This is a genomic window from Kitasatospora purpeofusca, assembly GCF_042691725.1.
Taxonomy (GTDB): Bacteria; Actinomycetota; Actinomycetes; order Streptomycetales; family Streptomycetaceae; genus Kitasatospora; species Kitasatospora purpeofusca_B.
In genome coordinates this window covers 8,674,970-8,697,775 of sequence record NZ_CP170483.1, presented here as the reverse complement: position 1 = coordinate 8,697,775, position 22,806 = coordinate 8,674,970, and the positions used below count along the sequence as shown (strand labels likewise).

Here is a 22,806-nt window from a genome sequence, read left to right as displayed (position 1 = left end):
CCCGGTGCCACGCTCCGTGACACCGGGCCGTCGTCGCCCGGGTAGGGGCCCGCTCAGTCCTGGGCGGGGGTGATCAGACCGTAGTGGCCGTCGTAGCGGTGGTAGAGGACGTTGCCGCGTCCGGTGGCCGCGTCCGTGAAGAAGACGAACGGCAGGCCCGAGAGGTCCAGGCGTTCCACCGCCCCGGCCACCGTGAGTTCCGGTACGGCGGCGGTGCTGACGGTCAGGCCGGGGGCCGGGTCGGCGGGGGTGCCGGCCGAGGCGATCCGGTGGGTGCCGGTGCGGTCGTCGCGGTAGACCACGCTGTCGGCGGCGCTCCGGGCGTCCGTGAACAGGTGGAACGCGTAGTCCATCGCCTCCAGGTCGAGCACCGCCGCCCAGGTGCCCTGCCGGGCGAGGCCGTAGGTCTTGTGCCGCACGATCCGCCGCTCGGAGGTGGCCCGCTCGACGTGCTGGGGGCTGTGCTCCTCACCGCGTCGGTCCACCCAGGCGCTCGTGTGGTGGCGCCTGCCCACCTTCCCGACCTTGGCGGCCAGGCGGTCCTGGAGCCGGTCGACGGCCTCCTGCATGGTGGCGGCCGCGACCTGGGCGCGGACCGGGCGGCCGTTCAGGTCCACCACGGCCTGGGCGACGGACGGGCGGACCACCGAGTGGTGCGGCTCCTGGGTGAGCTTCACCCGCACCGCGAGGACGGGTTCGTGGATCCGGCGGAGCACGGCCTCCAGCTTGGCGCGGGCGTAGTCGGGCGCGGCCAGGGAGACCGCGCCGCGGGTCGTCACCCTGATCTCGACGGCCGGGGGGCTCTGCAGCGGGTTCATCGGAACGTCCTTTCCAGAAGGCGCCGGGAGACGAACACGCCGACCGGGTCGCCGTGTTCGTGGCACCGATCCTCCGGGGGCCGGGCACCGGGGGGCAGGGCCGGAGGACCCCCTCGCGGCCGCCACCGGTCCCGGTGCCCGGGCACCGAGGGTCCCGGGCACCGGGCGCTGCCGGCCGTCCTGCCGGTCCGCTACCGGCTCGGACGGGGCGGCAGCGTGCTGCTCAGCGCCGCCGCCCGCTCCGAGCCGGCGCCGGCGGTCCCCGGCGCGCTGGTGGCGTTCGAGGCGGGCGAGGTCGACGGGGCGGACGGGTCCGGGTGGAGCGTGACCGTGCTGGGCCGGGCGGACGTCTCGGCGGACGCCGTCGGCCGGGACGGGCCGACCGCACCGGACGCCCGCCCGTCGGACCGGGTCGCGATCCGGATCCGGCCCGAACTCGTCACCGGCCGGCTGCTGCCGGACGCCCCGGCCGCCACCGTCCGAGGCGCTCCGGGGACGGCCCGGAAGGCGCACCCGGCCCGGGACCTTCGGCGGCCGGATGGGGCTGCTCGGACCCTGGGGCGGGCCGCCGTCCGGGCGGGAGGCTGAAGGCCGGACGGGATCGCGCACACCGGTGGCGCGGGCCGCCGGGGACCGGGGAGGTCGCGGACATGACGCACAACGTGACGGTGGGGATCGACGGTTCGGTGCAGAGCGCGGCGGCGGCCGAGTGGGCCGCCCGCGAGGCGCACCGGCGCGGGCTCGCCCTGCGGATGATCCATGTGGCCGGGACGGAGGCCGACGCCCTGGAGCGCGACCTCGGCGGCGGCCCGGCGCTGCCCGGGCGGGTGGCCGAGATCTGCGACGGGACCGCCGCGGCCTGGCCCGGGCTGGACGTCACCTGCGAGGTCCAGCCCGGGCACCCGGCCTACACCCTGGCCGCCGCGAGCGGACGGGCGGAGCTGCTGGTGCTGGGCTCGCGCGGCCTCGGCGGGTTCACCGGCCTGCTGGTCGGCTCGGTCGGACTGCGGACCGCCGCCCGTTCCCTCGCCCCCGTCGTCCTGGTCCGCGCCGAGGCCGACCGGCAGGACGCGTCGGCCGGCGCCGCGCCGGCCGACGTCGTGGTGGGCGTGGAGGGCGACCGGCCGTGCGACGCCGTGCTGGAGTTCGCCTTCCAGCGGGCTGCCGACCTCGGTGCCCGGCTGCGGGCGGTGGAGAGCCGGACCACCTCGCACGACGGCTACACCACGCGGGCGCCGGTCGAGCAGGCGGAGATCAGGGAGTCGCTGGCCGCCGCCGAGCAGGTGCGGCTGCGCGACGCGCTGGCCCGCTGGCAGGACAAGTTCCCGCAGGTCCGGGTGGAGGTCGAGGTGTGCCCCTGGAGCGCGGGCCGGGTGCTGGTGGAGGCCTCCCGCAGCGCCTCGCTGGTGGTCCTCGGCCGGCGCACCGCCAGGGTCCCGCTGACCGGGCCCCACCTCGGGCCGGTGGTCCAGTCGGTGCTCCACCACGCGCACGCCCCGGTCGCGGTCGTGCCGCACCACTGAGCCGGCCGCACCGGGACCAACCACCCTCCGCGGAAGGGACCTTCGGACCGCGGACAGGTCCCGATGGGCGGATCCCCGCCGGCGCCCGGGCAAGGAACCTGGAACCGAAGGCGCCCACGGCGCCCGATGTCGGACGATGACCGGAAAGGCAGTCCAGCATGACGACCCGCCCGCAGCGCGACGCGCAGCCGTCGCCCACGAGCGTTCTTCCCACCCCACCCGTCAGCGTCGACGGGCTGGTCGCCGCCGCCCTCACCGCCCTGGAGGAGTACGCCTCCTTCACCCAGGAGCAGATCGACCACATCGTCAGGAAGGCCTCGCTGGCCGCGCTGGCCCAGCACACCGGGCTCGCCGCGCTGGCGGTGGAGGAGACCGGGCGGGGCCTGTTCGAGGACAAGGCCGTCAAGAACGTCTTCGCCTGCGAGAACGTCACCCATGTGATGGCCCGGACGAAGACCGTCGGGGTGGTGCGCCGGGACGAGATCGACGGCATCGTGGAGATCGCCGAACCGGTCGGCGTGGTCGCGGGCATCACCCCGGTCACCAACCCGACCTCCACCACGATCTTCAAGGCGCTCCTCGCGCTCAAGACCCGCAACCCGATCGTCTTCGCCTTCCACCCGGCGGCGCAGCGCTGCTCGGCCGAGGCGGCCCGGATCGTGCGCGACGCGGCGGTGGCGGCCGGGGCGCCGGAGCACTGCGTCCAGTGGATCGAGGAGCCGTCGATGGCGGCCACCGACGCGCTGATGCGCCACCCGGGGGTGGCGACGATCCTCGCCACCGGCGGCAACGGGATGGTGCGGGCCGCCTACAGCTGCGGCAAGCCCGCGCTGGGCGTCGGCGCGGGCAACGTGCCGGCGTACGTCGAGCGCAGCGCGGACCTGCGGCGGGCGGTGAACGACATCGTGCTGTCGAAGACCTTCGACAACGGCATGATCTGCGCCTCCGAGCAGGCGGTGATCCTGGACGCGGAGATCCGCGACGCCGCGCTCGCGGAGTTCCGCCGGCTGAAGGCGCACCACGCGAGCGCCGAGGAGAAGGCGCTGCTGGAGCGGTACCTGTTCGGTGTGGGGGACGGGGTCTCCTGCGCGGGCGCGAAGCTGAACGCCGAGGCGGTCGGCCGCACCGCCGCCGAGATCGCGGCGGCGGCCGGCTTCGAGGTGCCGGCCGACACCTCGGTGATCCTGGCCGACTGCGAGCGGGTCGGGCCGGCCGAGCCGCTGACCCGGGAGAAGCTCTGCCCGGTGCTCGCCGTGCTGACCGCCGGCTCCCGCCGGGAGGGCGTCGAACTGGCCGCCGCCATGGTGGAGTTCGACGGGCTCGGGCACTCGGCGGCGGTGCACACCGAGGACGCGGCGTTCACCGAGGAGTTCGGGCACGCGGTCAAGGCCTGCCGGATCATCTGGAACGCGCCCAGCTCGCAGGGCGGCATCGGCGACGTCTACAACGCGTTCACGCCCTCGCTGACCCTGGGCTGCGGCAGCTACGGGCACAACTCGGTGGCGGGCAACGTCTCGGCCCTGAACCTGGTGAACATCAAACGGATCGGGCGGCGCAACACCAACATGCAGTGGTTCAAGGTCCCGCCGAAGATCTTCTTCGAGCGCAACTCCGTCAAGTACCTGGCGAGCATGCCGAACGCGCACCGGGTCGTGGTGGTCACCGACCACACCATGGTGGCGATCGGCCACCTGGAGCGGATCCGGGGCGTGCTGGACCGGCGCCGGGAGCCGGTCGAGGTGCGGGTCGTCGACTACGTCGAGCCCAATCCGAGCATCGACACGGTGCGCCGGGGCGCGGAGCTGATGCGGGAGTTCGAGCCGGACACCATCATCGCGCTCGGCGGCGGCTCGCCGATGGACGCGGCCAAGGTGATGTGGCTGATGTACGAGCACCCGGAGGTGGAGTTCGCCGACCTCAAGGAGAAGTTCTTCGACATCCGCAAGCGCGCCTTCACCTTCCCGGACCTCGGGGAGAAGGCGAGGCTGGTGTGCATCCCGACCACCTCGGGCACCGGCAGCGAGGTCACCCCGTTCGCGGTGATCACCGACACCGCGACCGGCCAGAAGTACCCGCTCGCCGACTACGCGCTCACCCCGAGCGTGGCGATCGTCGACCCGGCGCTCACCACCCGGCTGCCCGCGGACGTCACCGCCGACACCGGGTTCGACGCCCTGACCCACTGCATCGAGACCTACGTCTCGGTCTACGCCAACGACTTCACCGACGGCCTGGCGCTGCAGGGCGTCCGGCTGATCTTCGAGAACCTGGAACGGGCCGTGACCGCCGGCCCGCAGGACCCGGAGGCCCGGGAGCGGATGCACAACGCCGGGACGATCGCCGGGATGGCCTTCGGCTCCGCCTTCCTGGGCGCCGTGCACGCCATGGCCCACACCCTGGGCGCCACCTTCCACGTCGCCCACGGGCGGACCAACGCGCTGCTGCTGCCGCACGTGATCCGCTGGAACGGCTCGGCCCCGGCGAAGGTCACCGGCTGGCCCAAGTACCGCAGCTACGTGGCCCCGGAGCGCTACCAGACGATCGCCCGGATGCTCGGTCTGCCGGCCGCCACCCCGGAGCAGGGCGTGGAGTCGCTCGCGGCGGCGGTCGAGGAGCTGCGCGACCAGGTCGGCATCCCGCGCTCCTTCAAGGACGCGGGCGTCGACGAGGAGGCCTTCCTGGCGGCCCTGCCCCGGCAGGCGATGAACGCCTACGAGGACCAGTGCGCCCCCGCCAACCCCCGGATGCCGCTGCTCGCCGACATGCAGCGGCTGATGCGCCAGGCCTACTACGGCGACCAGGCCTGAGGGCCTGGGAAAGGGAGACACCGAGATGACCACCTCGCAGCAGACCCGGACCGCCCCGGCCGAGGCCGGTGCCTGGGACGGCTTCGCCGCCGGCCCCTGGCAGGACGCCGTCGACGTGCGCGACTTCGTCCAGCGCAACTACACCCCGTACGAGGGCGACGCCGGTTTCCTGGCCGGCCCCACCGAGCGGACCCTCGCGGTCTGGCGGCGGATCACCGAGCGCTTCCCCGAGGAGCGCGCCAAGGGCGTCCACGACGTCTCCTACGACGTCCCGTCCACCATCACCGCGCACGCGCCCGGCTGGATCGACCGGGAGCGGGAGCTGATCGTCGGCCTGCAGACCGACGCCCCGCTCAAGCGGGCGATCATGCCCAACGGCGGCTGGCGGATGGTCGCGGGCGCGCTGAAGACCTACGGCTACCCGGTCGACCCCGGGCTGGAGAAGGTCTTCACCGAGTACCGCAAGACGCACAACGCCGGGGTGTTCGACGCCTACACCCCCGAGATCCGGGCCGCCCGCAAGGCCGGCGTCGTCACCGGCCTGCCGGACGCCTACGGGCGCGGCCGGATCATCGGCGACTACCGCCGGGTCGCCCTCTACGGCGTGGACCGGCTGGTCGCGGTGAAGCTCGCCGAGAAGGCGGAGCTGGACGCCGCCCCCGCCGATCCGGCGCGGCTGGAGGAGGTGATCCGCGGACGCGAGGAACTCGCCGAGCAGGTCCGGGCGCTGGGCGAGCTCAAGGAGATGGCCTCGGCCTACGGGTACGACCTCTCCGGCCCGGCCACGACCGGCCGGGAGGCCGTCCAGTGGCTGTACTTCGCCTACCTGGCGGCGGTGAAGGAGCAGAACGGCGCGGCCATGTCGCTCGGCCGCACCTCGACCTTCCTCGACGTCTACCTGCAGCGCGACCTCGCCGCCGGGCTGCTGACCGAGGAGCAGGCCCAGGAGCTGGTGGACGACTTCGTCATCAAGCTGCGGATCGTCCGCTTCCTGCGCACCCCCGAGTACGACGAGCTGTTCTCCGGCGACCCGACCTGGGTCACCGAGTCGATCGGCGGCATGGGCGCGGACGGCCGCACCCTGGTCACCCGGACCTCCTTCCGCTACCTGCAGACCCTGTACAACCTCGGTCCGGCGCCCGAGCCCAACCTGACCGTCTTCTGGTCGCCCCGACTGCCCCTGGGCTTCAAGGAGTTCTGCGCCCGGGTGTCGATCGACACCTCCTCGGTGCAGTACGAGTCGGACGAGCTGATGCGCCCGCGGTTCGGCGACGACACGGCGATCGCCTGCTGCGTCTCCGCGATGGCGGTCGGCAAGCAGATGCAGTTCTTCGGCGCCCGGGTCAACCTCGCCAAGACGCTGCTCTACGCGATCAACGGCGGCCGGGACGAGAAGTCGGGCGAGCAGGTGGGCCCCGCCACCGGGGCGATCACCTCGGAGGTGCTCGACCGCGACGAGGTGATGGCGCGCTTCGACGAGCAGTTGGAGTGGCTCGCCGAGACGTACGTGCACGCGCTCAACGTCATCCACTACATGCACGACAAGTACGCCTACGAGCGGCTGGAGATGGCGCTGCACGACCGGGACGTGCGGCGCACCATGGCCTGCGGCATCGCGGGCCTCGCGGTGGCGGCGGACTCGCTGTCGGCGATCACGTACGCGAAGGTCACCCCGGTGCGGGACGCGACCGGGCTGGTCACCGACTACCGGATCGAGGGCGAGTACCCCGCGTTCGGCAACAACGACGACCGCGTGGACGCCATCGCGGTGCACCTGGTCGAGGAGTTCATGCGCAAGGTGCGCAAGCACCCGACCTACCGGGGCGCCGAGCACACGCAGTCGGTGCTCACCATCACCTCCAACGTGGTGTACGGCAAGAAGACCGGCAACACCCCGGACGGGCGGCGGGCCGGTGAGCCGTTCTCGCCCGGCGCCAACCCGATGAACGGCCGCGACCGCCACGGCTACGTCGCCAGCGCCCTGTCGGTCGCCAAGCTCCCGTACGCGCAGGCCGAGGACGGCATCTCGCTCACCCACACCGTCGCCCCGGACGCGCTCGGCCGCACCGCCGGGGAGCGGATCACCAACCTGGTCGGCGTGCTGGACGGCTACACCGCCGTCGGCGGCTTCCACATGAACGTCAACGTCCTGAACCGGGAGACCCTGCTGGACGCCATGGCCCACCCGGAGAACTACCCGCAGCTGACCATCCGGGTCAGCGGCTACGCGGTCAACTTCGTCCGGCTGACCCGGGAGCAGCAGCTCGACGTGATCGGCCGCACCTTCCACGACGCGCTGTAGCCCGCCCCCGCCCCGCCCCCGCGCGCCGCCGGTGCCCCCGCCTTCCGGGCACCGGCGGCGTCCCGTACCGCTGGAGAGGAACCACCGCGATGACCGACGGCGCCCCCACCGCCCCCGCGACCGGCATGCTGCACTCCTGGGACGTGTCCACCGGCGTCGACGGCCCGGGCACCCGCTTCGTCGCCTTCCTGGCCGGCTGCCCGCTGCGCTGCCAGTACTGCCACAACCCCGACACCCGCTACCTGAGCGACGGCCGCCCCGTCACCGCCGACGAACTCGTCCGGGAGGCCGCCCAGTACACCGCCTTCATCCACGCCGCCGGCGGCGGCGCGACCGTCAGCGGCGGCGAGCCGCTCCTCCAGCCCGCCCTCACCGGCGAACTCCTGCACCGGTTCAAGCACGAGCTGGGCCTGCACACCGCGCTGGACACCTCCGGCTACCTCGGCGCCCGCGCCGACGACGCGCTGCTCGCCGACACCGATCTCGTGCTGCTGGACGTCAAGTCCTGGGACCGCGCCCTCTACCGGCAGGTGACCGGCCGCCGGCTCTCCCCCACCCTGGACTTCGCCCACCGGCTGGCCGGCCTCGGCACCGAGGTCTGGGTGCGCTTCGTGCTCGTCCCCGGCCTCACCGACCCCGCCGCGAACATCGAGGGCGTCGCCGCCTTCACCGCCTCCCTCGGCAACGTCAGCCGCGTCGACGTGCTGCCCTTCCACACGCTCGGCGCCGCCAAGTGGCGCGCCCTCGGCCTGGACTTCCCGCTCGCCGACACCCCGGTCCCCACCGCCGAGCAGATCGCCGCCGCCCGCGCCGTGTTCACCGCCCACGGCCTGTACGCCGTCTGACCACCCGGCGGACCGGTGGGCCCGGCACCGTGTCGGGCCCACCGGCGTCCGGTCACCTGCCGCCCAGCGAGCGGGCGTAGACGTGCCAGTCGTTGGAGCCGGGGCCGCCGGGCACGAGGTTGCCGCTGCTGTCGGAGAACAGCACCGTGCGGCCGTTGTCGGTGACGAACGGATCGATCGCGGCGCCGTCCTGCTGCGTGCCGTCGGCGGCCGTGCTGAGGAGCTCGGTGCGACCGGTCGTCAGGTCCTGGCGGTAGAGGTCGAACCGTGCCTGGCCGGCGCGGATGATCGTGTCGGAGCAGCCGCCGGAGAAGTAGATCCAGCGGTCGTCGGCGGTGATGGCCGCCCCGGAGCTCCCCCAGCAGATCGCGTCCGGATTGGCGGACGTCCGGATGCTCTTCACCCGCCCGGTCCGCAGGTCGCTGACGAAGAGCTCGGTGCGGGACTTGCCGCCCGGCAGCGGGGCCGCGGCGAGCGCGTAGGCGGCGTAGCGGCCGTCGGGGCTGAGGGTGAGCACCCGGTCGGCCGACCCCGGCGTTCCGGCGGGGTCGAGGCCGGCCACGACGGTGGTGCCGCGGTGCAGGTCGGTGGCGTACAGGGTGGTGTAGCGCTGCCGGAGCACACCGGCGGTGTCCCCGGGCGCGGCCGGGAGGAGGTTCGTCGCCTTGGAGCTGTAGCCGACCGTCCGGCCGTCCGCGCTGATCGTCGGGTTCTCGGACGGGCCGTCGGCGGCCTGTCCGTCGGCTCCGACGCTGACCAGGCGGGTGGCACCGGTGACCCGGTCCGTGACGTAGACGTTCCGCGTCTCCGGGATGACGGGGGCGCCGGACACGACGTCGGCGCGGGCCGACATGAAGGCGACGCGCCGGCCGTCGGCGCTGATGGCCGGCTGGTAGGCGCCGTGGTCGCCCTCCCCCGGGCCGGAGGCGGTACCGGTGGTGAGGAGCTGGGTGCGGCCCTTGACGCGGTCGCGGACGTAGACGTTGAACACCCCGTTCGCCTCGCCGGAGAACGCGATGTAGCGGCCGTCGCCGCTGATCCCCGCCGTCTCGCCGGCGTTGGCCACCGGGGTGCCGTCCTCGGCGCGGCTGACGAGCTCGGTCCGGCCGGTGCGCAGGTCGCGCACGTACAGGCCGTAGGCGGGGGCTTCGGTGCCCGCCAGCAGGTTCGTCGCGGAGGAGCCGAACAGCGCGTAGCGGCCGTTGCCGCTGATGCCCACGCTCAGGGACTGGTGGTCCGCCCGGGCGCCGTCCGTGCCGAGGTCGACCTGGACGGTGGGGCCCCACGCGGGAGCGGCCTGCGCGGGCGCGGCGGTGGCGGCGACGGCCGCGGCCACCGCGAGCACGCAGGCGGCGCGGGCTGCCCGGCGGGTACGGGCCGTGCGGTTCGTCGGTTCCATGGTGATGCGTCCTCCCCGGATGGTCGGTCCGGCCCGCCGCTGCTCCCCGTGTCGGCGGGCCCGGGGAGAGCCAAGCGCCGGATGCCGCCGGCGGTCAACCGTGCGGGTGAAAAGCGGCCGGAGAATACGCCGCCGGTGAATCCCGGCGGTCGGCGGACCGGCGGAGCGACGGACCGCTCAGTGCGGGAGCACCCAGGCCGGGCGCCAGGTGCCGGGGGCGTCGGGGGCGGGCGCCGCCGTGGCGAGGTGGGCGCGCAGGGCGGTCAGGGCCGGGTGGGGGTTGTCGCGGTGCCAGAGCAGCGCGTGCGGGTAGACGGGCACGGGGTCGGTGACCGGGACGAGGCGCAGCCCGTGGCCGGCGGGCCAGACGAGGCGGGTGAGCCCGCCCATGAAGGTGGCCAGGGCCGGGGTGTCGGCGACGGTGTCGAGCAGCGCGTCGGAGCCGAAGTTGGGCCCGGTCGCCTCGATGGTGAGCCCGAACTCGGCGACCAGGTCGTCGTAGTAGGCGGCCCACTCGCTGCCGGGCAGCAGGCCCGGCATCCAGATCCGGTGCCCCGCGAGCCGGGCGAGGGTCACCGACCGGGCGCCCGCCAGCGCGTGGCCGGGGCCGGTGAGGAGCTGGAGCGGCTCGTCGACCACCCGGACGGACGCGATGTCCTCGGGAAGGCGCCGGCCGGGCATGGCGACGGCCCGGAAGGAGGCGTCGATCGCCCCGGACCGGATGGCGTCGACGGCGGCCTCGATCTCCAGCAGCATCAACACGTCCAGCTCGGTCCCGGGGTGGGCGCGGTGGAAGTCGCGCAGCAGGCCCGAGCCGGCGCCGCGCGAGCTGATCACGTCGATGCGCAGCGGCCGGCGGCCGGCGTGCACGGAGGCCACCGCACGCTCGGCGACGCGCAGCAGCTCGCGCGCGTGCGGCAGGAACGCCTGCCCGTCGATGGTGGGCTCGGCGCCGCGGGGGGTGCGGTCGAACAGCCGTACGCCGAGGTCGCGCTCCAGCGCGGCGATGCGCTTGGAGACGGCCTGCTGGGTGATCGACAGGTCGGCGGCGGCCTTCTGGAACTGGCCCGCCTCCGCGACGGCGGCGAAGGTGCGTACGGCTTCGAGGTCCATGCCGGCCCACTCTAGTGAACAACCAGAGGTTGTGCGGATCGGGTGATCCGGTTGTTTGACCTCTCCTTCTCCGGGCCGGTTAGCTCTCACCGGTCAACAGGTGTTTGTCCAGGGGAGGGTGCGGGGCATGACGGGCAGAAGAGCGCTGGGCCGGGAGTTCGGCTGGCTGTGGGCGGCCTACGCGGCGAGCGCCTACGGGTCCGGGCTGGGGTTCGGGGCGTTACCGCTGATCGCCGTCCTGGTGGTGCACGCCGGTCCCGCCGAGGTGTCCGCGCTGTCCGCGGTGGGGCCCGCGGTCGGCGCGCTGATCGCGGTGCCGCTCGCGCCGTGGGTGGAGTTCCGGCGCAAGCGCCCGGTCATGATCGCGACGGACCTGGTCCGGTGCGCCGCCATGGCGTCGATCCCGGTCGCCTACGCCCTCGGCCGGCTCGGCTTCGCGCAGCTGCTGGCGGTCTCCGCCGTGGTCGCCGCCGCCAGGATCGCGTTCAACGCGGCCAGCGGCGCCCAGCTCAAGGCCCTCGTCCGGCCGGAGGACCTGCTGGTGGCCAACGCGCGGTTCGAGTCGACGAACTGGAGCGCCATCGCGATCGGACCGCCGCTGGGCGGGGCGGCGATCGGCCTGTTCGGTCCGGTCACCACGGTGGTGGCCGACGCGTGCAGCTACCTGCTCTCCGCGCTCGGGATCAGCGCGATCCGGGGCCGGGAGGAGGCGCCGCGACCGGCCGGCGGGAACCGGGTCCGGGCGGGCGCCGTGCTGGAGGGCTGGCGGCATCTCATGGGCGAACCCGTCCTGCGGGCGCTGTGCCTCAACAACATGCTCGTCTCCGGGCTGATCATGGCCACCGAACCGCTGCTGGCGGTACTCCTGCTCGGCCGGCTCGGGTTCGCGCCCTGGCAGTACGGCCTCGCCTTCGCCGTCCCCTGCCTCGGCGGGCTGGTCGGCTCCCGGCTGGCCGCCCGGGTGGTGGCCCGCCACGGCCGCCACCGGGTGTTCCGGACCGTCGGCACCCTGCGCGCGGTGTGGCTGATCGGCCTGGTCCTCGTCCGCCCCGGCGTGGTCGGCCTGGTCACCGTGATCGCCGTCGAGCTGGCGATCATCGTCAACATGAGCCTGTACAACCCGGTGCTCGCCGCCTACCGGCTCGAACACACGCCCAAGCAGCTCGTCGCCCGCACCCTGTCGGCCTGGTCGGTCGCCCAGCAGGCGTCCATCGCCGTCCTCACCGCGCTCGGCGGGCTGCTCGCCGGCGTCACCGGCCCACGCGCCGCCATCGCGGTCGCGGGACTGCTCATCCTGGCCAGCCCGCTCCTGCTTCCGCGCCACGACCGGACGCCGCTGCCCGAGCCGCAACCGTCCCCCGGCCGCGCGTGACGCACCGCGCCGCCCGCACCTGCCGCCCCGCACCTGCCACCCCGCACCTGCCACCCCGCAGCAAGGAGAACACGCACATGAGCCTCGCCCTGCTCCTCCTGGACCTCCAGCCCGCGATCCTGGCCGCGCTGCCCGACGCCGGGGAGCGCGACGCCCTGCTCGGCCGGCTGGAGCGGGCGGTCGCCGACGTCCGCGCCGCCGACGGCACCGTCGCCCACGTCCGCACCGGCTTCACCGAGGCGGACTGGGACGCCGTCCCGGCCGGGAACACGGCCTTCGCCCCGCTGGCCCGCCATCGCGTCCTGCACCACGAGGACCCCGCCACCGCCGTCCACGAGCGCCTCGCTCCCCGGGCCGGCGACCTCCTCGCGCGCAAGACCCGCTTCGGCGCCCTGTCCACCACCGACCTCGACCGGCGGCTGCGCGAGCGCGGCGTCACCACGCTGGTCGTCGCCGGCATCAGCACCAGTGGCGCGGTCCTGTCCACCGTCGTCGACGCGGCCGACCGCGACTACCGGCTCCACGTCCTCTCCGACGCCGTCGCCGACCCGGACACCGAGGCCCACGACCTCCTCCTGCGCCGCGTCCTCCCCACCCGCGCCCACCTCACCGCCACCGCCGCCCTGCCCGACCTCCTCCTCCGCCGCCCCTGACCCGCCCCGTAGGCGGACGGTCCGGCTGGCGCCCCGTCGGACCGGCGTGACCGCCGGGGGCAGCGCTCGCTCGATCGGGTGAGCGGTGGCGGGGCGGTGTGTCGTCCATCGGCGGGCGGGGCAGGTCGGGGACGTCCCGTCCGCGCACGATCCAGGGCGGGGATCGGACCACGCCGATGCGGAGAAGGATCCATGACCGACAGCCAGAGCGCAGTGTCCGACCCGGTCCGCGGCGGGAGCCCCGACTCCGCCGTCGACCGGGTGGCCGACTTCTACGGCGCCTACATCGACGCCGTCTCCGACGGCACCGACGACCTGGGCGAGCACCTCCGCGCCCACTACCTCACCGAGGACTTCCGCCGGCGCCTCGCCGCCTGGGAGGAGGCCAACCACGCCGACGGCGTGCTGCGCGCCCAGGACGTCCCCACGGCCTGGTCGGTGCGCTACCACGACTCCGGCGCCGGCCACCTGTTCACCACGGTCACCCTCACCTGGGGCACCGGCCCGAACGCCGGCCACACCCGGCTGGCGGTCCAGAGCGACCTGAGCACCAAGCTCATCTCGGACATCGAGGGCGCCTGACCGCGGACCGGACGCGCGGACCTGACGCCGACCGGGCAGGGCGGGGCCGGACCCCGCCCTGCCCGGAGGCCGGATCACGCCTCGGATCACGCCTCGCGGCGGCGGCGGAATATCCGGCGGACGGCGAACACGATCGCCACCACGAGCCCGATGAAGAACAGCACGATCAGCAGGACGATGACCAGGGCGGCGATGCCGAGCTTCTTGAAGAAGCCGCCCTTCTTCTCCTTCTTCTCGCCGGACGCCAGCGAGCCCGCGGGGGAACCGGGGTGGGCGGCGCGGTCGGCCGCCGGCCGTACGGCGTCCACGGGCCCTGCGGCCGGGGCGGCCGGTACGGCTCGGGCCGCCGCCTCGACCGCCACGGCGGCCCGGGTGGCGGCGGGCACGGCCTGGGCGACGCCGGGCGCGCCCAGCACCAGCCCGACCAGTACGAGGACGGGGGCGACCTTCGCGATCACACGCGGGCTCACTGCTACTCCTGTCGACTCTGACGGTACGGCCGGCGGCCGGGATCCGGTCCACCGGATCCACCTGCGGGACGGCCACCGGCCGAGCACCCGAAGGCGGCTCGGTCGGGCCCGCACCACCCCCCGCCACCAGTCGAAATCTACAGGACTGTAGAGATTCAGGGAACCGGCCGCGAATCTGCCTCCCCGTCAGGGGTCCACGGCTCCGGGCGGAGCGGACCCGCCGGCGCCTACTCGTCGACCAGCACCGGGAACGCCTTTCCTCCACCGCACCCCCACCGCGCGCCCGCGGCGTCAGAGCACCGGCTGCGTCGCCTCCAGGCGCTGGATCGCGGTGCGGGCGGCGCCCACGAAGCTCCAGAAGAGCGGCAGGGTGTTGGCGGCCCGGTCGGCGCGGGTGTTCTTGCCGTCGGCGAACATCGCGGCGCGCAGCTCGGTGGTCATCTCCAACTGGGCGCCCTTGCCGAGCAGGCTGCGGTTGCAGATGTTGTCCGGCGAGATCCCGGCGATCTCCTCCTCGCCGGAGGCCGTCACCGCGCGGATGCCGGCCGTCGCGAACTCCTCCATCAGGTACTGGCGGAAGGCGGGGTCGAGCCCGCCGACCAGTACCGCCCGGGCGCCGGCCTCCAGACCGGCCTGGGCGGCGGTACAGCCGTGCAGCGAGAGCACGTTGAGGCTTCCGGCGCACATCGCGCGGGCGACGGTGTCGTCGCAGTGCGTCGAGGTGACGTGCAGGGCGCTGTTGTTGGACGGGCGCAGGCCCTCGAACATCCAGAAGTCGTGCACCGGCCCGGCGGCCGGGACCGGGGCGAGGTCGGCCGGGTGGTAGCCGGCGACGGCCAGGCACAGCTCGGAGGTGCCGCCCTCGATCCCGCCGCCGTGCGGCGCGATGACGGTGGTGCGGACCAGTCCCGCCCGGGCGGCCGGGTTCTGGTCGTCGACCAGGTGGCGGCGGGAGCGGCGTCCGTAGTCCACGCCCTCGACCAGCGCCGGGTCGAAGTAGAGCGCCGCGTTCGACGCGTAGAGGTCGGCGGCCAGGGCCGGGGAGCCGAACAGGGCGGCGTCCAGGGCGGCGAGGGCCGGAGCGGCGGCGAGCGCGGCGATCAGCGAGCGACGGTTCATCACGGGCCATGATCATGACAGAGGGGTCGGGTTCCCACAAGGACGACCGAACGACAGGGCCCCGGGAACGCGGTCGGCGTTCCCGGGGCCCTGCTGCACGCGTCGGTCACCTCAATGAGGCATCAACGGCCCTGGAGGGCCTTGACGTTGTCGCCGAAGGACCAGCCCTTCGAGCCGTCCCAGTTGATCGACCAGGTCATGAACCCCTTCAGCTGGCCGCTGAAGGCGTTCCACGACTGGCTGACCAGGCTCGGCGCCATGTAGCCGCCACCGGCACCGGGCTGGGCCGGCAGGCCGGGCACCTGCTTGTCGTAGGGCACCTTGATGGTGGTGCCCTGGATGGTCAGGCCGTTGTTCAGGCAGGTGGTCTGCGCGGTGAAGCCCTGCACGGTGCCGGCCTGGTAGGAGTCGCCGGAGCAGCCGTACATGCTGCCGTTGTAGTACTGCATGTTCAGCCACCACAGCCGGCCGTTGTCGACGTACTTCTTGATGATCGGCAGGTAGGAGCCCCAGATCGAGCCGTAGTTGACGCTGCCGCCGGTGACGTACGCGGTCTCGGGGGCCATGGTCAGGCCGAAGCCGGCCGGCATCTGGGCGAGCACGCCGTCGATGATGCGGATCAGGTTGGCCTGGGAGGCGGACAGCGTGTTGATGTTGCCGCTGCCGGACAGGCCGGTCTCGATGTCGATGTCGATGCCGTCGAAGTTGTACTTCTTCAGGATCGGGACGACGGTCGCCACGAACTTGTCGGCGACGGTGCTGGAGCTCAGGTCGATGCCCGCGGCGGCGCCGCCGATCGACATCAGGATCGTCGCGCCGGCCGCCTTGGCCTGGCACATCTCGGCGGGGGTGGAGACCTTGACGTTGGCGTCCATGCCGTCCTCCCAGAGGACGGTGCCGTCCGAGAGGATCACCGGGAAGGCGGCGTTGATGACGTTGTAGCCGTGCGCGGCCATCCGGCTGTCCGTGATGGGGGTCCAGCCCATGCCGGGGTGCACGCCGTTGGAGGCGCCGTCCCAGTTCTCCCAGTAGCCCTGGATCACCTTGCCTGCGGGCTTGGGCTTCGTCGGGCAGGTGGAGCCCGGCGGGGTGGTCGGCGGCGTCGTGGGCGGGGTGGTGGGCGGCGTGGTCGGCGGGGTGGTCGGCGGGGTGGTCGGCGGCGTCGTGGGAGGCGTCGTCGGCGGGGTGGTGGGCGGCGTGGTGGGAGGCGTGGTGGTGCCGCCGGGGCCGGCCAGCGTCACGTCGTCCGCGTAGAACGCGGGCTGCCCGTACCAGCCGTGCAGGAAGACGGTCACCGAGGTGGTGGTCGCCCCGGTGGAGAAGTTGACGCTCAGTTGGTTGTACGACGCGCTGCTCGCCGTCCAGGTGGACGTCGTACCGCTGAGGCCGGTGCCGGTGGCGCCCAGGTAGATGTAGCTGCCCTGGACGTAGGCGCTCAGCGTGTACTGGGAGTTGGGCTGCACGCTGATGGTCTGGGTGCACTGGGCGTTGTCCAGGCCGGTCGGCGTGGCCTGGAGCGCCGAGGTGCCGGAGTGGACCGGGCTGCCGACGGCCGCGCCGGAGCCCCCGGAACAGGTCCAGTCGGAGAGTCCGCTCTCGAAACCGGGGTTGGACACCAGGTTGGGGGTGGCGGCGCCGGCGGTGACGGTGCTCGCCACGGCGAGGCCGGCGCCGATGACCGCGGCGGCGCTCACCACGGCGAGGGAGCGCTTCAAGGCGGTCGATCCGGGCTGGGCGCCGCTGATCCGGGGCACCTGCGTTGCGCGTTCCACGACCGCCCGCTGCGGCTGTGGGGTACGCGACCTCCGACGGAACATGCTGTGCTCGCTTCCCGCCGGGCGTCATGGACATGACCGTCACTGTGGGGGTGACGCCCGGCTCTGCGTGAGGTGGGGACATGTGGGGATGTGCCGGTCCGGATCGTAGGAGCGACGGCAAGGCCCGTCAATAGGTCTGGACCAATGCCTAGCCTGGGCGCAGTAGCGGTATCACTACTCTCGGTCCGCCGTCCGGGCGTTCCACCAGTTGAGGGGCGGGTTCGTGCTCATGACCGATGACAACGACGCCGACGGTGAAGGCTGGTCAGGACTGGACGAGACGTTCACCCGTCAGGTCGCGGCCGTCGCCGGGACGACGGAGGGACGGGCGCTGGCCGACGCGCACACGGTGGGCGACCCGGCCGTGCGCAAGGCACGGCCACTGGGGCTCCCGCTGCGCCTGCGGCCCGGCCTGCGCGAGGAGTTGGAGGCGTTCGTCGCCGCCTACCACCGCATGATCGAGGCCGTCGTGGCCGCCTGGGAGCACGACCCGCGGCTGCGCCGGGTGCTCACCCTCCCGGAGCCGCTGCGCGCCCAGGCCGCGGCCGCCCACGACACCCGGGTGCACCTGCTGCGGCTCGACCTGCTGCCCCAACCCGACGGCCGCTGGGGGGTGTTGGAGACCAACGCCAACGGCCCGGGCGGACTGGCCGTGGTCGGCCGGGCCCGGGCCGCCTGGCGGCCGCTGCTCACCCGGCACGGGATCGACCTGCCCCGGCCGCTGCCCGCCGACGACGCCACGTGGACCGGCCGGTGGCTGCTCGACCTCGCCGAGCGGCACACCGGCCGACGGCCGGTCAGCGTGGCGCTCCTGTACCCGCACCGCGCCGACCGCAACGCCGTCCGGTCCTACCAGGACGGCCTCGGCGCACTCGGCGTCCGCGTCCTGCACGCCGACCCGCGCGAGCTGCGCACCGCGGCGGACGGCGCCGCCACCCTGGACGGCGAGCCCGTCCGGCACGCCTACGCCAAGATCGGCATGCGGGACCTCCAGCTGCTGGCCGGCGACCTGGGCCCGTACCTGCGGGCCGTGCGCGAACGCGCGCTGTTCGTGCAGAACGGCCTGCGCGCCCGCGTCATCGGCGACAACAAGCTCTGCCTCGCCGTCCTCTCCGACCCCCGCTTCGCCGACCTCTTCGACCCCGACGACCACCGGCGCGTCCAGCCCGCCGTCCCGTGGTCGCGCAACCTCGCCCTGTGCGACGGCCCGACCGTGCGCCGGATCACCCGCGAGCGCGAACGGTACGTCCTCAAGAGCCCGTTGGACGCCAACGGCCGCGGCGTGGTGGTCGGCCCGGAGACCGGTGACACCGCCTGGGCGGAGGCGGTCGGCCTCGCCGCCGCCGGGGGCTGGCTGGTCCAGGAGTACCTTTCCGGCCCCCGGCTGCGCGGCGGGCCCGACGGACCCCCCGTCCAGCACGACCTCGCCGTGGGCGCCGTCAACGGCCGGCTGGCCTCCGCCTTCGTCCGCACCGGCCACGAGGCGCGGCTCAACGTCGCCCGCTCCGGCCGCCTCCACCCGCTCTACCTCTGAGGACGGACCCGTGGACGACCTGCCGCTCATCGACCCGGACCGCGATCTGGCCGCCGTCGCGGGCGCGGCCCCGCACCGCCTGCACGGGGCCCTGCTGAGAGCCCACGCCGAGGTCCGCCGGGGCGTGGAGGAGGAGATCGTCCGGCCGGCCGCCCCGCCGTCCGTGCCCTTCCCGGTGCTGCCGGCCATCGGCGTGCTGAACCCGGCGGCCGAGCCGGTCCTGCACCACCGCGTCCTCACCGCCGTGGACTGCCTCCAGCGGATCGTACGCGCCTATCCCGCAAGCCCCCTGCTGCAGGACTTCCTGGACGTGCCGCCGGTCATGCACCGCTGGATCGTGCGCCATCCGCACCCGGAGTCCCTGACCGTGGACTTCTGCCGACTGGACCTCTTCGGCGACCGGTTGGGCACCGTACGGGTCCTGGAGTTCAACGCCAGCAGCCCCGGGGGCGTGATCGGGGCCGGCACCGTCGCCCGGCTCTGGCGCCGGACGTCCGGGATCGGCGCGCTCCTCGACGAGTGGCAGGTGCCGGCCGGCCGCTTCGAGGACGAGAACTGGTTCCCCGACTGGCTGGTCGACCACGGCCGGGCCCGTGGCCTGGCCGAGGAGCAGACCCGGCATGTCGGGCTCTTCCACACCATGGGCCGGAACCACGACCGGCACCTGATCGCCGAGCGGCTCCGGCGCGGCGGCCGCACGACGGTCATGCGCCTGCCGTCCGGCTACACGCCCGGGGACGGCGCCCGGCTGGGCTACCTCAAGCACATCCCGGCCGACCCGCGCCCCGTTCAGAGCTGGGACCGGTTCTGCGCGGCGGTGACCGACGGCGAACTGGTCATCCCCAACGTCCTCGCCCAGCGCTGGGTGGCGGAGAACAAGCTCTGCCTGGCGGTCCTGTCCGATCCCCGCTTCGCGCACCTGTTCCCGCCCGAGCAGCGCGCGGTCCTGCGGACCATCGTGCCCCTGAGCCGCAAGCTCGGCGACGGCATCAGCGTCGAGCAGGCGGTCGCCGAGCGGAGCCGACTGGTCCTCAAGGCCCCCTACGGGTACTTCGGCAACACCGTGCGCATCGGCTGCGAGCACAGCCCGGGGCAATGGGCCGCACTGGTGGCCTCCCCGCGCCACCGGGGCTGGCTGGTCCAGGAACGCGTCTCCCCCGCCACCGTCGGCGGCCTCACCCGGGACCTGTGCGTCGCCGTCCTCGACCGCACCGTCCTCGGCTACTTCAGCCGAGTCAACCGGAGCGCCGTCGTCAACGTCGCCCGCGGCGGCGCCCTGCAGACCGTCCTCAGCGCGCTTCCCGCACCCGGCGGCGCGGCCCTCTACTGACCGTCGCCCGAGGTCGGTACAGTGGAGGACGCGAAGAACCGGCGTCCCGGCGCCCGGCCGCAGGACGCCCGGTGGGAGAAACCGACACCGAACCGGAGGCACTCATGCCCAGCTCGGACGACGAACTCTGCACCTCCGCCCGCGAGCTCCTCCGCTCCACCCGCTACCTGACCCTCGGCACCGCGTCCCCGCAGGCCGTCCCGTGGGTGGCCCCCGTGGCCCACGCCTGGGACGACGACGACCGGTTCTACTGGCAGTCGGGGCTGGACACCCTCCACTCGCGGAACATCGCCGCCAACCCGGTGGTCTCGCTCGTGTTCTACGACTCCAACCCGGCCGGCGGGGGCGGCGACGCCCTCTACGCGCTGGCGCGGGCCGAGGTGCTGGAGGGCGAGGCGCTGGCCGAGGGCTGCGAGCTCTATTACCGGCGGCGCTACCCGGACGAGGCGACGCGGGCCCGGCGCTCGCGCCCGTCGCAGGACTTCGCCGGGGACTCCCCGATCCGGATCTACCGCGCGCGGGTCACCGCCTACTCGATGCTCTCCCCCGACGGCCACCCGGTCCACGGCGACGAGGTCAACCACCGCGTCGTCATCCCGTTCAGCACCAAGCAGCTCGCCGAGTGAGTCCTCGAACGACTCCGGCGGACGGCGGTGTCGTCCTCGGCGTGGACCTGGGCGGCACCGTCGTCAAGGCCGCCCTGTTCGGTCCGGACGGCACGACCCTGACCGTCACCCACCGGCCCACCGGTGGCCGGCGTGGGCCCGAGGCCGTGGTGGCGAGCCTGCTGGACGTCGTCTCCGAGTCGCAGGCCGCGGCCTCGGCGCGCGGCACGCCGGTCCGGGCGGTCGGCGTGGCCAGCTGCGGGATCGTCGACGAGCGGGCGGGCCTCGCCGTGTTCTCGGCCGCCTTCGGCTGGCGGGACGTGCCGCTGCGCCGGCTGGTGGCCGAGCGCGCGGGGGTGCCGGTCGCGCTCGGGCACGACGTGCGGGCCGGCGGGATCGCCGAGGCCCGGCTCGGTGCCGGGCGCGGGCACGAGGTGTTCCTCTTCGTGCCGATCGGCACCGGCGTCGGCGCCGCCGTGATGATCGGCGGACGGCCGTTCGGCGGCGCGCACTGGCAGGCCGGCGAACTCGGGCACCTGGTGGTGCGGCCGGGCGGCGAGCCGTGCGGGTGCGGGCAACGCGGCTGCGTCTCCACGATCGTGGGCGGACCGGCGGTGCTGCGGCACTACCGCGCGCTGACCGGGGCCGGCGGTCCGGCCGACGCCGCCGGGGTGGCCGCGCTGGCGCGCAAGGGCGATCCGGACGCGGTGCGGGTGTGGTCCGAGGTGGTCGAGGTGCTGGCCGAGTCGCTGGCCGCCGCCGTCACCCTGTTCGACCCGTCCGCGATCGTGCTGGGCGGCGGGCTGGCGGGCGCGGGCGAGCTGCTGTTCGCCCCGCTGCGGGAGCAGTTGGCCGCCCGGCTGGCCTTCCAGGTGATGCCGGAGGTCCGGCCGGCCGAGCTGGCGTACGAGGCCGGCTGCCTGGGCGCCGGGCTGCTGGCCCGCGACCTGCTGAACTCGGCCGCGGGCCAACAGGGTTAGGGATCAGACCAGCACTCCCCCGGCGATCCGGAAGGCGTTGGCGGCGACGGTCAGCGCCGGGTTGACCGCCGCCGAGGAGCAGAAGACCGAGGCGTCCGCGACCCAGAGGTTGTCGTGCTCGTGGGTGCGTCCGGCCGGGTCGACCACGCTGGTGGCCGGGTCGGTGCCCATCACGGCCGTGCCGCACTGGTGGGAGTTGGTCTCGATGCCCATCCGCCGGGTCATCACCAGCGGGTACCCGGCCGCGCGCAGCGAGCGGGTGGTGCGCCGGACCAGCTCGGCGTGGGCGCCGAGGTTGTTGGGCTTCCAGTGCACGGTGATCCGCCCGGCCGCGTCCAGGGCGACGCGGTTGTCCTGGGTCGGCAGGTCCTCGCTGGTCAGGTAGAGGTCGAGGCTGCGGCGGGTGACGAACCGCCGGACCGAGGCGGGCACGTTCGGGCGGGCCGCGCGCACCATCGGCTCCTGGAGCTTGCCCAGCATCTGGACGTTGCCCAGCGGTGCGCGGCGCCCCTTGGCGAGGTACCAGTCGTTGAGGCCGAGGGTCTTCTGGAAGACCGCCTGGTTGCGGCGGGCGGGGTCGGCGGCCACCAGGAAGGTGCTGTTGTGCACCATGTAGTTGCGGCCGACCCGGCCGGACCCGTTGGCGAGGCCCGAACGCAGCAGCAGCGCCGCGGTGTTGACGGCCCCGCAGGCGACGACGAAGCGCTCGGCCCGGATCGTCAGCGCCTTCCCGTCCCGGGTCGCCACGGCGTGCGTCACCCGGCGCCCGGTGGCGTCGGTGTGCAGCCGGCCGACCAGGGTGCGGGTCAGCAGCCGGACGGTGCCGGCGGCCAGGGCGGGGCGCAGCGCGCGGACGTCGGCGTCGCTCTTGGCGCCGAGCAGGCAGGGGAAGCTGTCGCAGGTGCCGCAGCGCACGCAGTCGCCGCCCTCGCGCAGGTCGATGCCGGTCGGCAGGTGGAAGGGGCTCAGGCCCTGGCCGCGCAGGCGGTCGGCGAGGTCGGCGACGGCGCCCTCGTGCTCGACGGCCGGGTGGGGGAAGTCGGTGGAGCGCCAGGGGTCGGTGGGGTCCTCGCCGCGGATGCCGTGCACCCGGTAGAGGTCCTCGGCCCGGCCGTAGTGGGGCTCCAGGTCGGCGTAGCCGATCGGCCAGGCGGGCGAGTCGCCCTCGGCGTGGGCGACCGGGCCGAAGTCGGTCTCGCGAAAGCGCGGGAGGGTGGCGCCGTAGACCTTGGTGTTGCCGCCGACGTAGTAGTGCACGCCGGGGTGGAAGGGCTGTCCCTGCGCGTCGTGCCACTGGTCGCCGTTGCGGTAGCGGCCCTGGACGAAGACGGCTTCCGGGGACCAGTTCTGGTGCTCGCGCGGGAGGAAGTCGCCGCGTTCGACGACGAGGATCCGCGCGCCGGAGGAGCGCAGCGCGTAGGCGAGGGTGGCTCCGCCCATGCCGGACCCGAGGATCGCGAGATCGCAGCTCACCTCGGGTCCGTCCGGCTCGATCACGCCAGGGAGCCGGTGCGGTGCCAGGTCGAACGTCATACGG

19 protein-coding genes are annotated in these 22,806 nt (G+C 74.1%); 12 read left to right on the top strand and 7 right to left on the bottom strand.

Features of this window, described 5'->3' with window-relative positions; genetic code table 11:
* Positions 1-53 precede the first annotated feature (53 nt).
* Positions 54-818: an HPF/RaiA family ribosome-associated protein gene (locus ACFCLZ_RS37245; RefSeq protein ID WP_380282346.1), complete on the bottom strand. Its 765-nt coding sequence runs from the start codon at positions 816-818 to the stop codon at positions 54-56.
* 216 nt (positions 819-1,034) lie between these two features.
* Here ACFCLZ_RS37245 and ACFCLZ_RS37240 point away from each other — a divergent pair, with 216 nt between their 5' ends.
* From ACFCLZ_RS37240 to pflA, 5 genes are all read left to right on the top strand, one after another.
* Complete coding sequence (locus tag ACFCLZ_RS37240; protein ID WP_380282345.1) at positions 1,035-1,406, top strand: hypothetical protein; 372 nt, start codon at positions 1,035-1,037, stop codon at positions 1,404-1,406.
* Between the two features lie 62 nt (positions 1,407-1,468).
* A complete protein-coding gene (locus ACFCLZ_RS37235) occupies positions 1,469-2,341 on the top strand; it encodes a universal stress protein (protein WP_380282344.1) in 873 nt (290 codons plus the stop codon).
* 158 nt (positions 2,342-2,499) lie between these two features.
* Positions 2,500-5,148, top strand: a complete 2,649-nt coding sequence (adhE, locus tag ACFCLZ_RS37230; RefSeq protein WP_380282343.1) for a bifunctional acetaldehyde-CoA/alcohol dehydrogenase — start codon at positions 2,500-2,502, stop codon at positions 5,146-5,148.
* 25 nt (positions 5,149-5,173) lie between these two features.
* The gene (gene pflB, locus ACFCLZ_RS37225) at positions 5,174-7,450 is read left to right on the top strand and encodes a formate C-acetyltransferase (RefSeq protein WP_380282342.1); all 2,277 of its coding nucleotides are present in this window, start codon (positions 5,174-5,176) and stop codon (positions 7,448-7,450) included.
* An 89-nt stretch (positions 7,451-7,539) separates the two neighbouring features.
* Positions 7,540-8,295 carry a pyruvate formate-lyase-activating protein gene (gene pflA / locus ACFCLZ_RS37220; protein ID WP_380282341.1) on the top strand — a complete coding sequence of 252 codons (756 nt, stop codon included), beginning with the start codon at positions 7,540-7,542 and terminating at the stop codon, positions 8,293-8,295.
* Positions 8,296-8,347: 52 nt separating this feature from the next.
* Here pflA and ACFCLZ_RS37215 read toward each other — a convergent pair whose 3' ends face one another.
* A complete protein-coding gene (locus tag ACFCLZ_RS37215; protein WP_380282340.1) occupies positions 8,348-9,694 on the bottom strand; it encodes a hypothetical protein in 1,347 nt (448 codons plus the stop codon).
* A gap of 177 nt (positions 9,695-9,871) precedes the next feature.
* On the bottom strand, positions 9,872-10,807 hold the full coding sequence (locus ACFCLZ_RS37210) for a LysR family transcriptional regulator (protein ID WP_380282339.1): 936 nt from the start codon (positions 10,805-10,807) through the stop codon (positions 9,872-9,874).
* Between the two features lie 127 nt (positions 10,808-10,934).
* On the opposite strand from ACFCLZ_RS37210, the gene ACFCLZ_RS37205 reads away from it, so the two are divergent.
* From ACFCLZ_RS37205 to ACFCLZ_RS37195, 3 genes are all read left to right on the top strand, one after another.
* Positions 10,935-12,179: an MFS transporter gene (locus ACFCLZ_RS37205; RefSeq protein WP_380282338.1), complete on the top strand. Its 1,245-nt coding sequence runs from the start codon at positions 10,935-10,937 to the stop codon at positions 12,177-12,179.
* 77 nt (positions 12,180-12,256) lie between these two features.
* Complete coding sequence (locus ACFCLZ_RS37200) at positions 12,257-12,832, top strand: cysteine hydrolase (RefSeq protein ID WP_380282337.1); 576 nt, start codon at positions 12,257-12,259, stop codon at positions 12,830-12,832.
* A 192-nt stretch (positions 12,833-13,024) separates the two neighbouring features.
* Entirely contained in the window at positions 13,025-13,414 is a 390-nt protein-coding gene (locus ACFCLZ_RS37195; protein WP_380282336.1) for a hypothetical protein, read from the top strand.
* An 86-nt stretch (positions 13,415-13,500) separates the two neighbouring features.
* On the opposite strand, the gene ACFCLZ_RS37190 is transcribed toward ACFCLZ_RS37195, so the two are convergent.
* The 3 genes from ACFCLZ_RS37190 to ACFCLZ_RS37180 all read right to left on the bottom strand — a co-directional run bounded on the left by ACFCLZ_RS37190 (position 13,501) and on the right by ACFCLZ_RS37180 (position 16,775).
* The gene (locus ACFCLZ_RS37190) at positions 13,501-13,884 is read right to left on the bottom strand and encodes a hypothetical protein (RefSeq protein ID WP_380282335.1); all 384 of its coding nucleotides are present in this window, start codon (positions 13,882-13,884) and stop codon (positions 13,501-13,503) included.
* Positions 13,885-14,175: 291 nt separating this feature from the next.
* Complete coding sequence (locus tag ACFCLZ_RS37185) at positions 14,176-15,003, bottom strand: poly-gamma-glutamate hydrolase family protein (RefSeq protein ID WP_380282334.1); 828 nt, start codon at positions 15,001-15,003, stop codon at positions 14,176-14,178.
* Between the two features lie 122 nt (positions 15,004-15,125).
* The gene (locus ACFCLZ_RS37180) at positions 15,126-16,775 is read right to left on the bottom strand and encodes a carbohydrate binding domain-containing protein (RefSeq protein WP_380282333.1); all 1,650 of its coding nucleotides are present in this window, start codon (positions 16,773-16,775) and stop codon (positions 15,126-15,128) included.
* Positions 16,776-17,049: 274 nt separating this feature from the next.
* Between ACFCLZ_RS37180 and ACFCLZ_RS37175 the strand changes: the two genes are divergently transcribed.
* From ACFCLZ_RS37175 to ACFCLZ_RS37160, 4 genes are all read left to right on the top strand, one after another.
* Positions 17,050-18,354, top strand: coding sequence for a hypothetical protein (locus tag ACFCLZ_RS37175; protein WP_380282332.1), 1,305 nt, complete (start codon positions 17,050-17,052; stop codon positions 18,352-18,354).
* Between the two features lie 10 nt (positions 18,355-18,364).
* A complete protein-coding gene (locus tag ACFCLZ_RS37170) occupies positions 18,365-19,684 on the top strand; it encodes a hypothetical protein (protein WP_380282331.1) in 1,320 nt (439 codons plus the stop codon).
* 104 nt (positions 19,685-19,788) lie between these two features.
* A complete protein-coding gene (locus tag ACFCLZ_RS37165; protein ID WP_380282330.1) occupies positions 19,789-20,310 on the top strand; it encodes a pyridoxamine 5'-phosphate oxidase family protein in 522 nt (173 codons plus the stop codon).
* Entirely contained in the window at positions 20,307-21,269 is a 963-nt protein-coding gene (locus tag ACFCLZ_RS37160; RefSeq protein WP_380282329.1) for an ROK family protein, read from the top strand. The genes ACFCLZ_RS37165 and ACFCLZ_RS37160 overlap by 4 nt, the downstream gene beginning before the upstream one ends.
* Before the next feature lie 3 nt (positions 21,270-21,272).
* Here ACFCLZ_RS37160 and ACFCLZ_RS37155 read toward each other — a convergent pair whose 3' ends face one another.
* On the bottom strand, positions 21,273-22,802 hold the full coding sequence (locus ACFCLZ_RS37155; RefSeq protein ID WP_380282328.1) for a GMC oxidoreductase: 1,530 nt from the start codon (positions 22,800-22,802) through the stop codon (positions 21,273-21,275).
* Positions 22,803-22,806 lie beyond the last annotated feature (4 nt).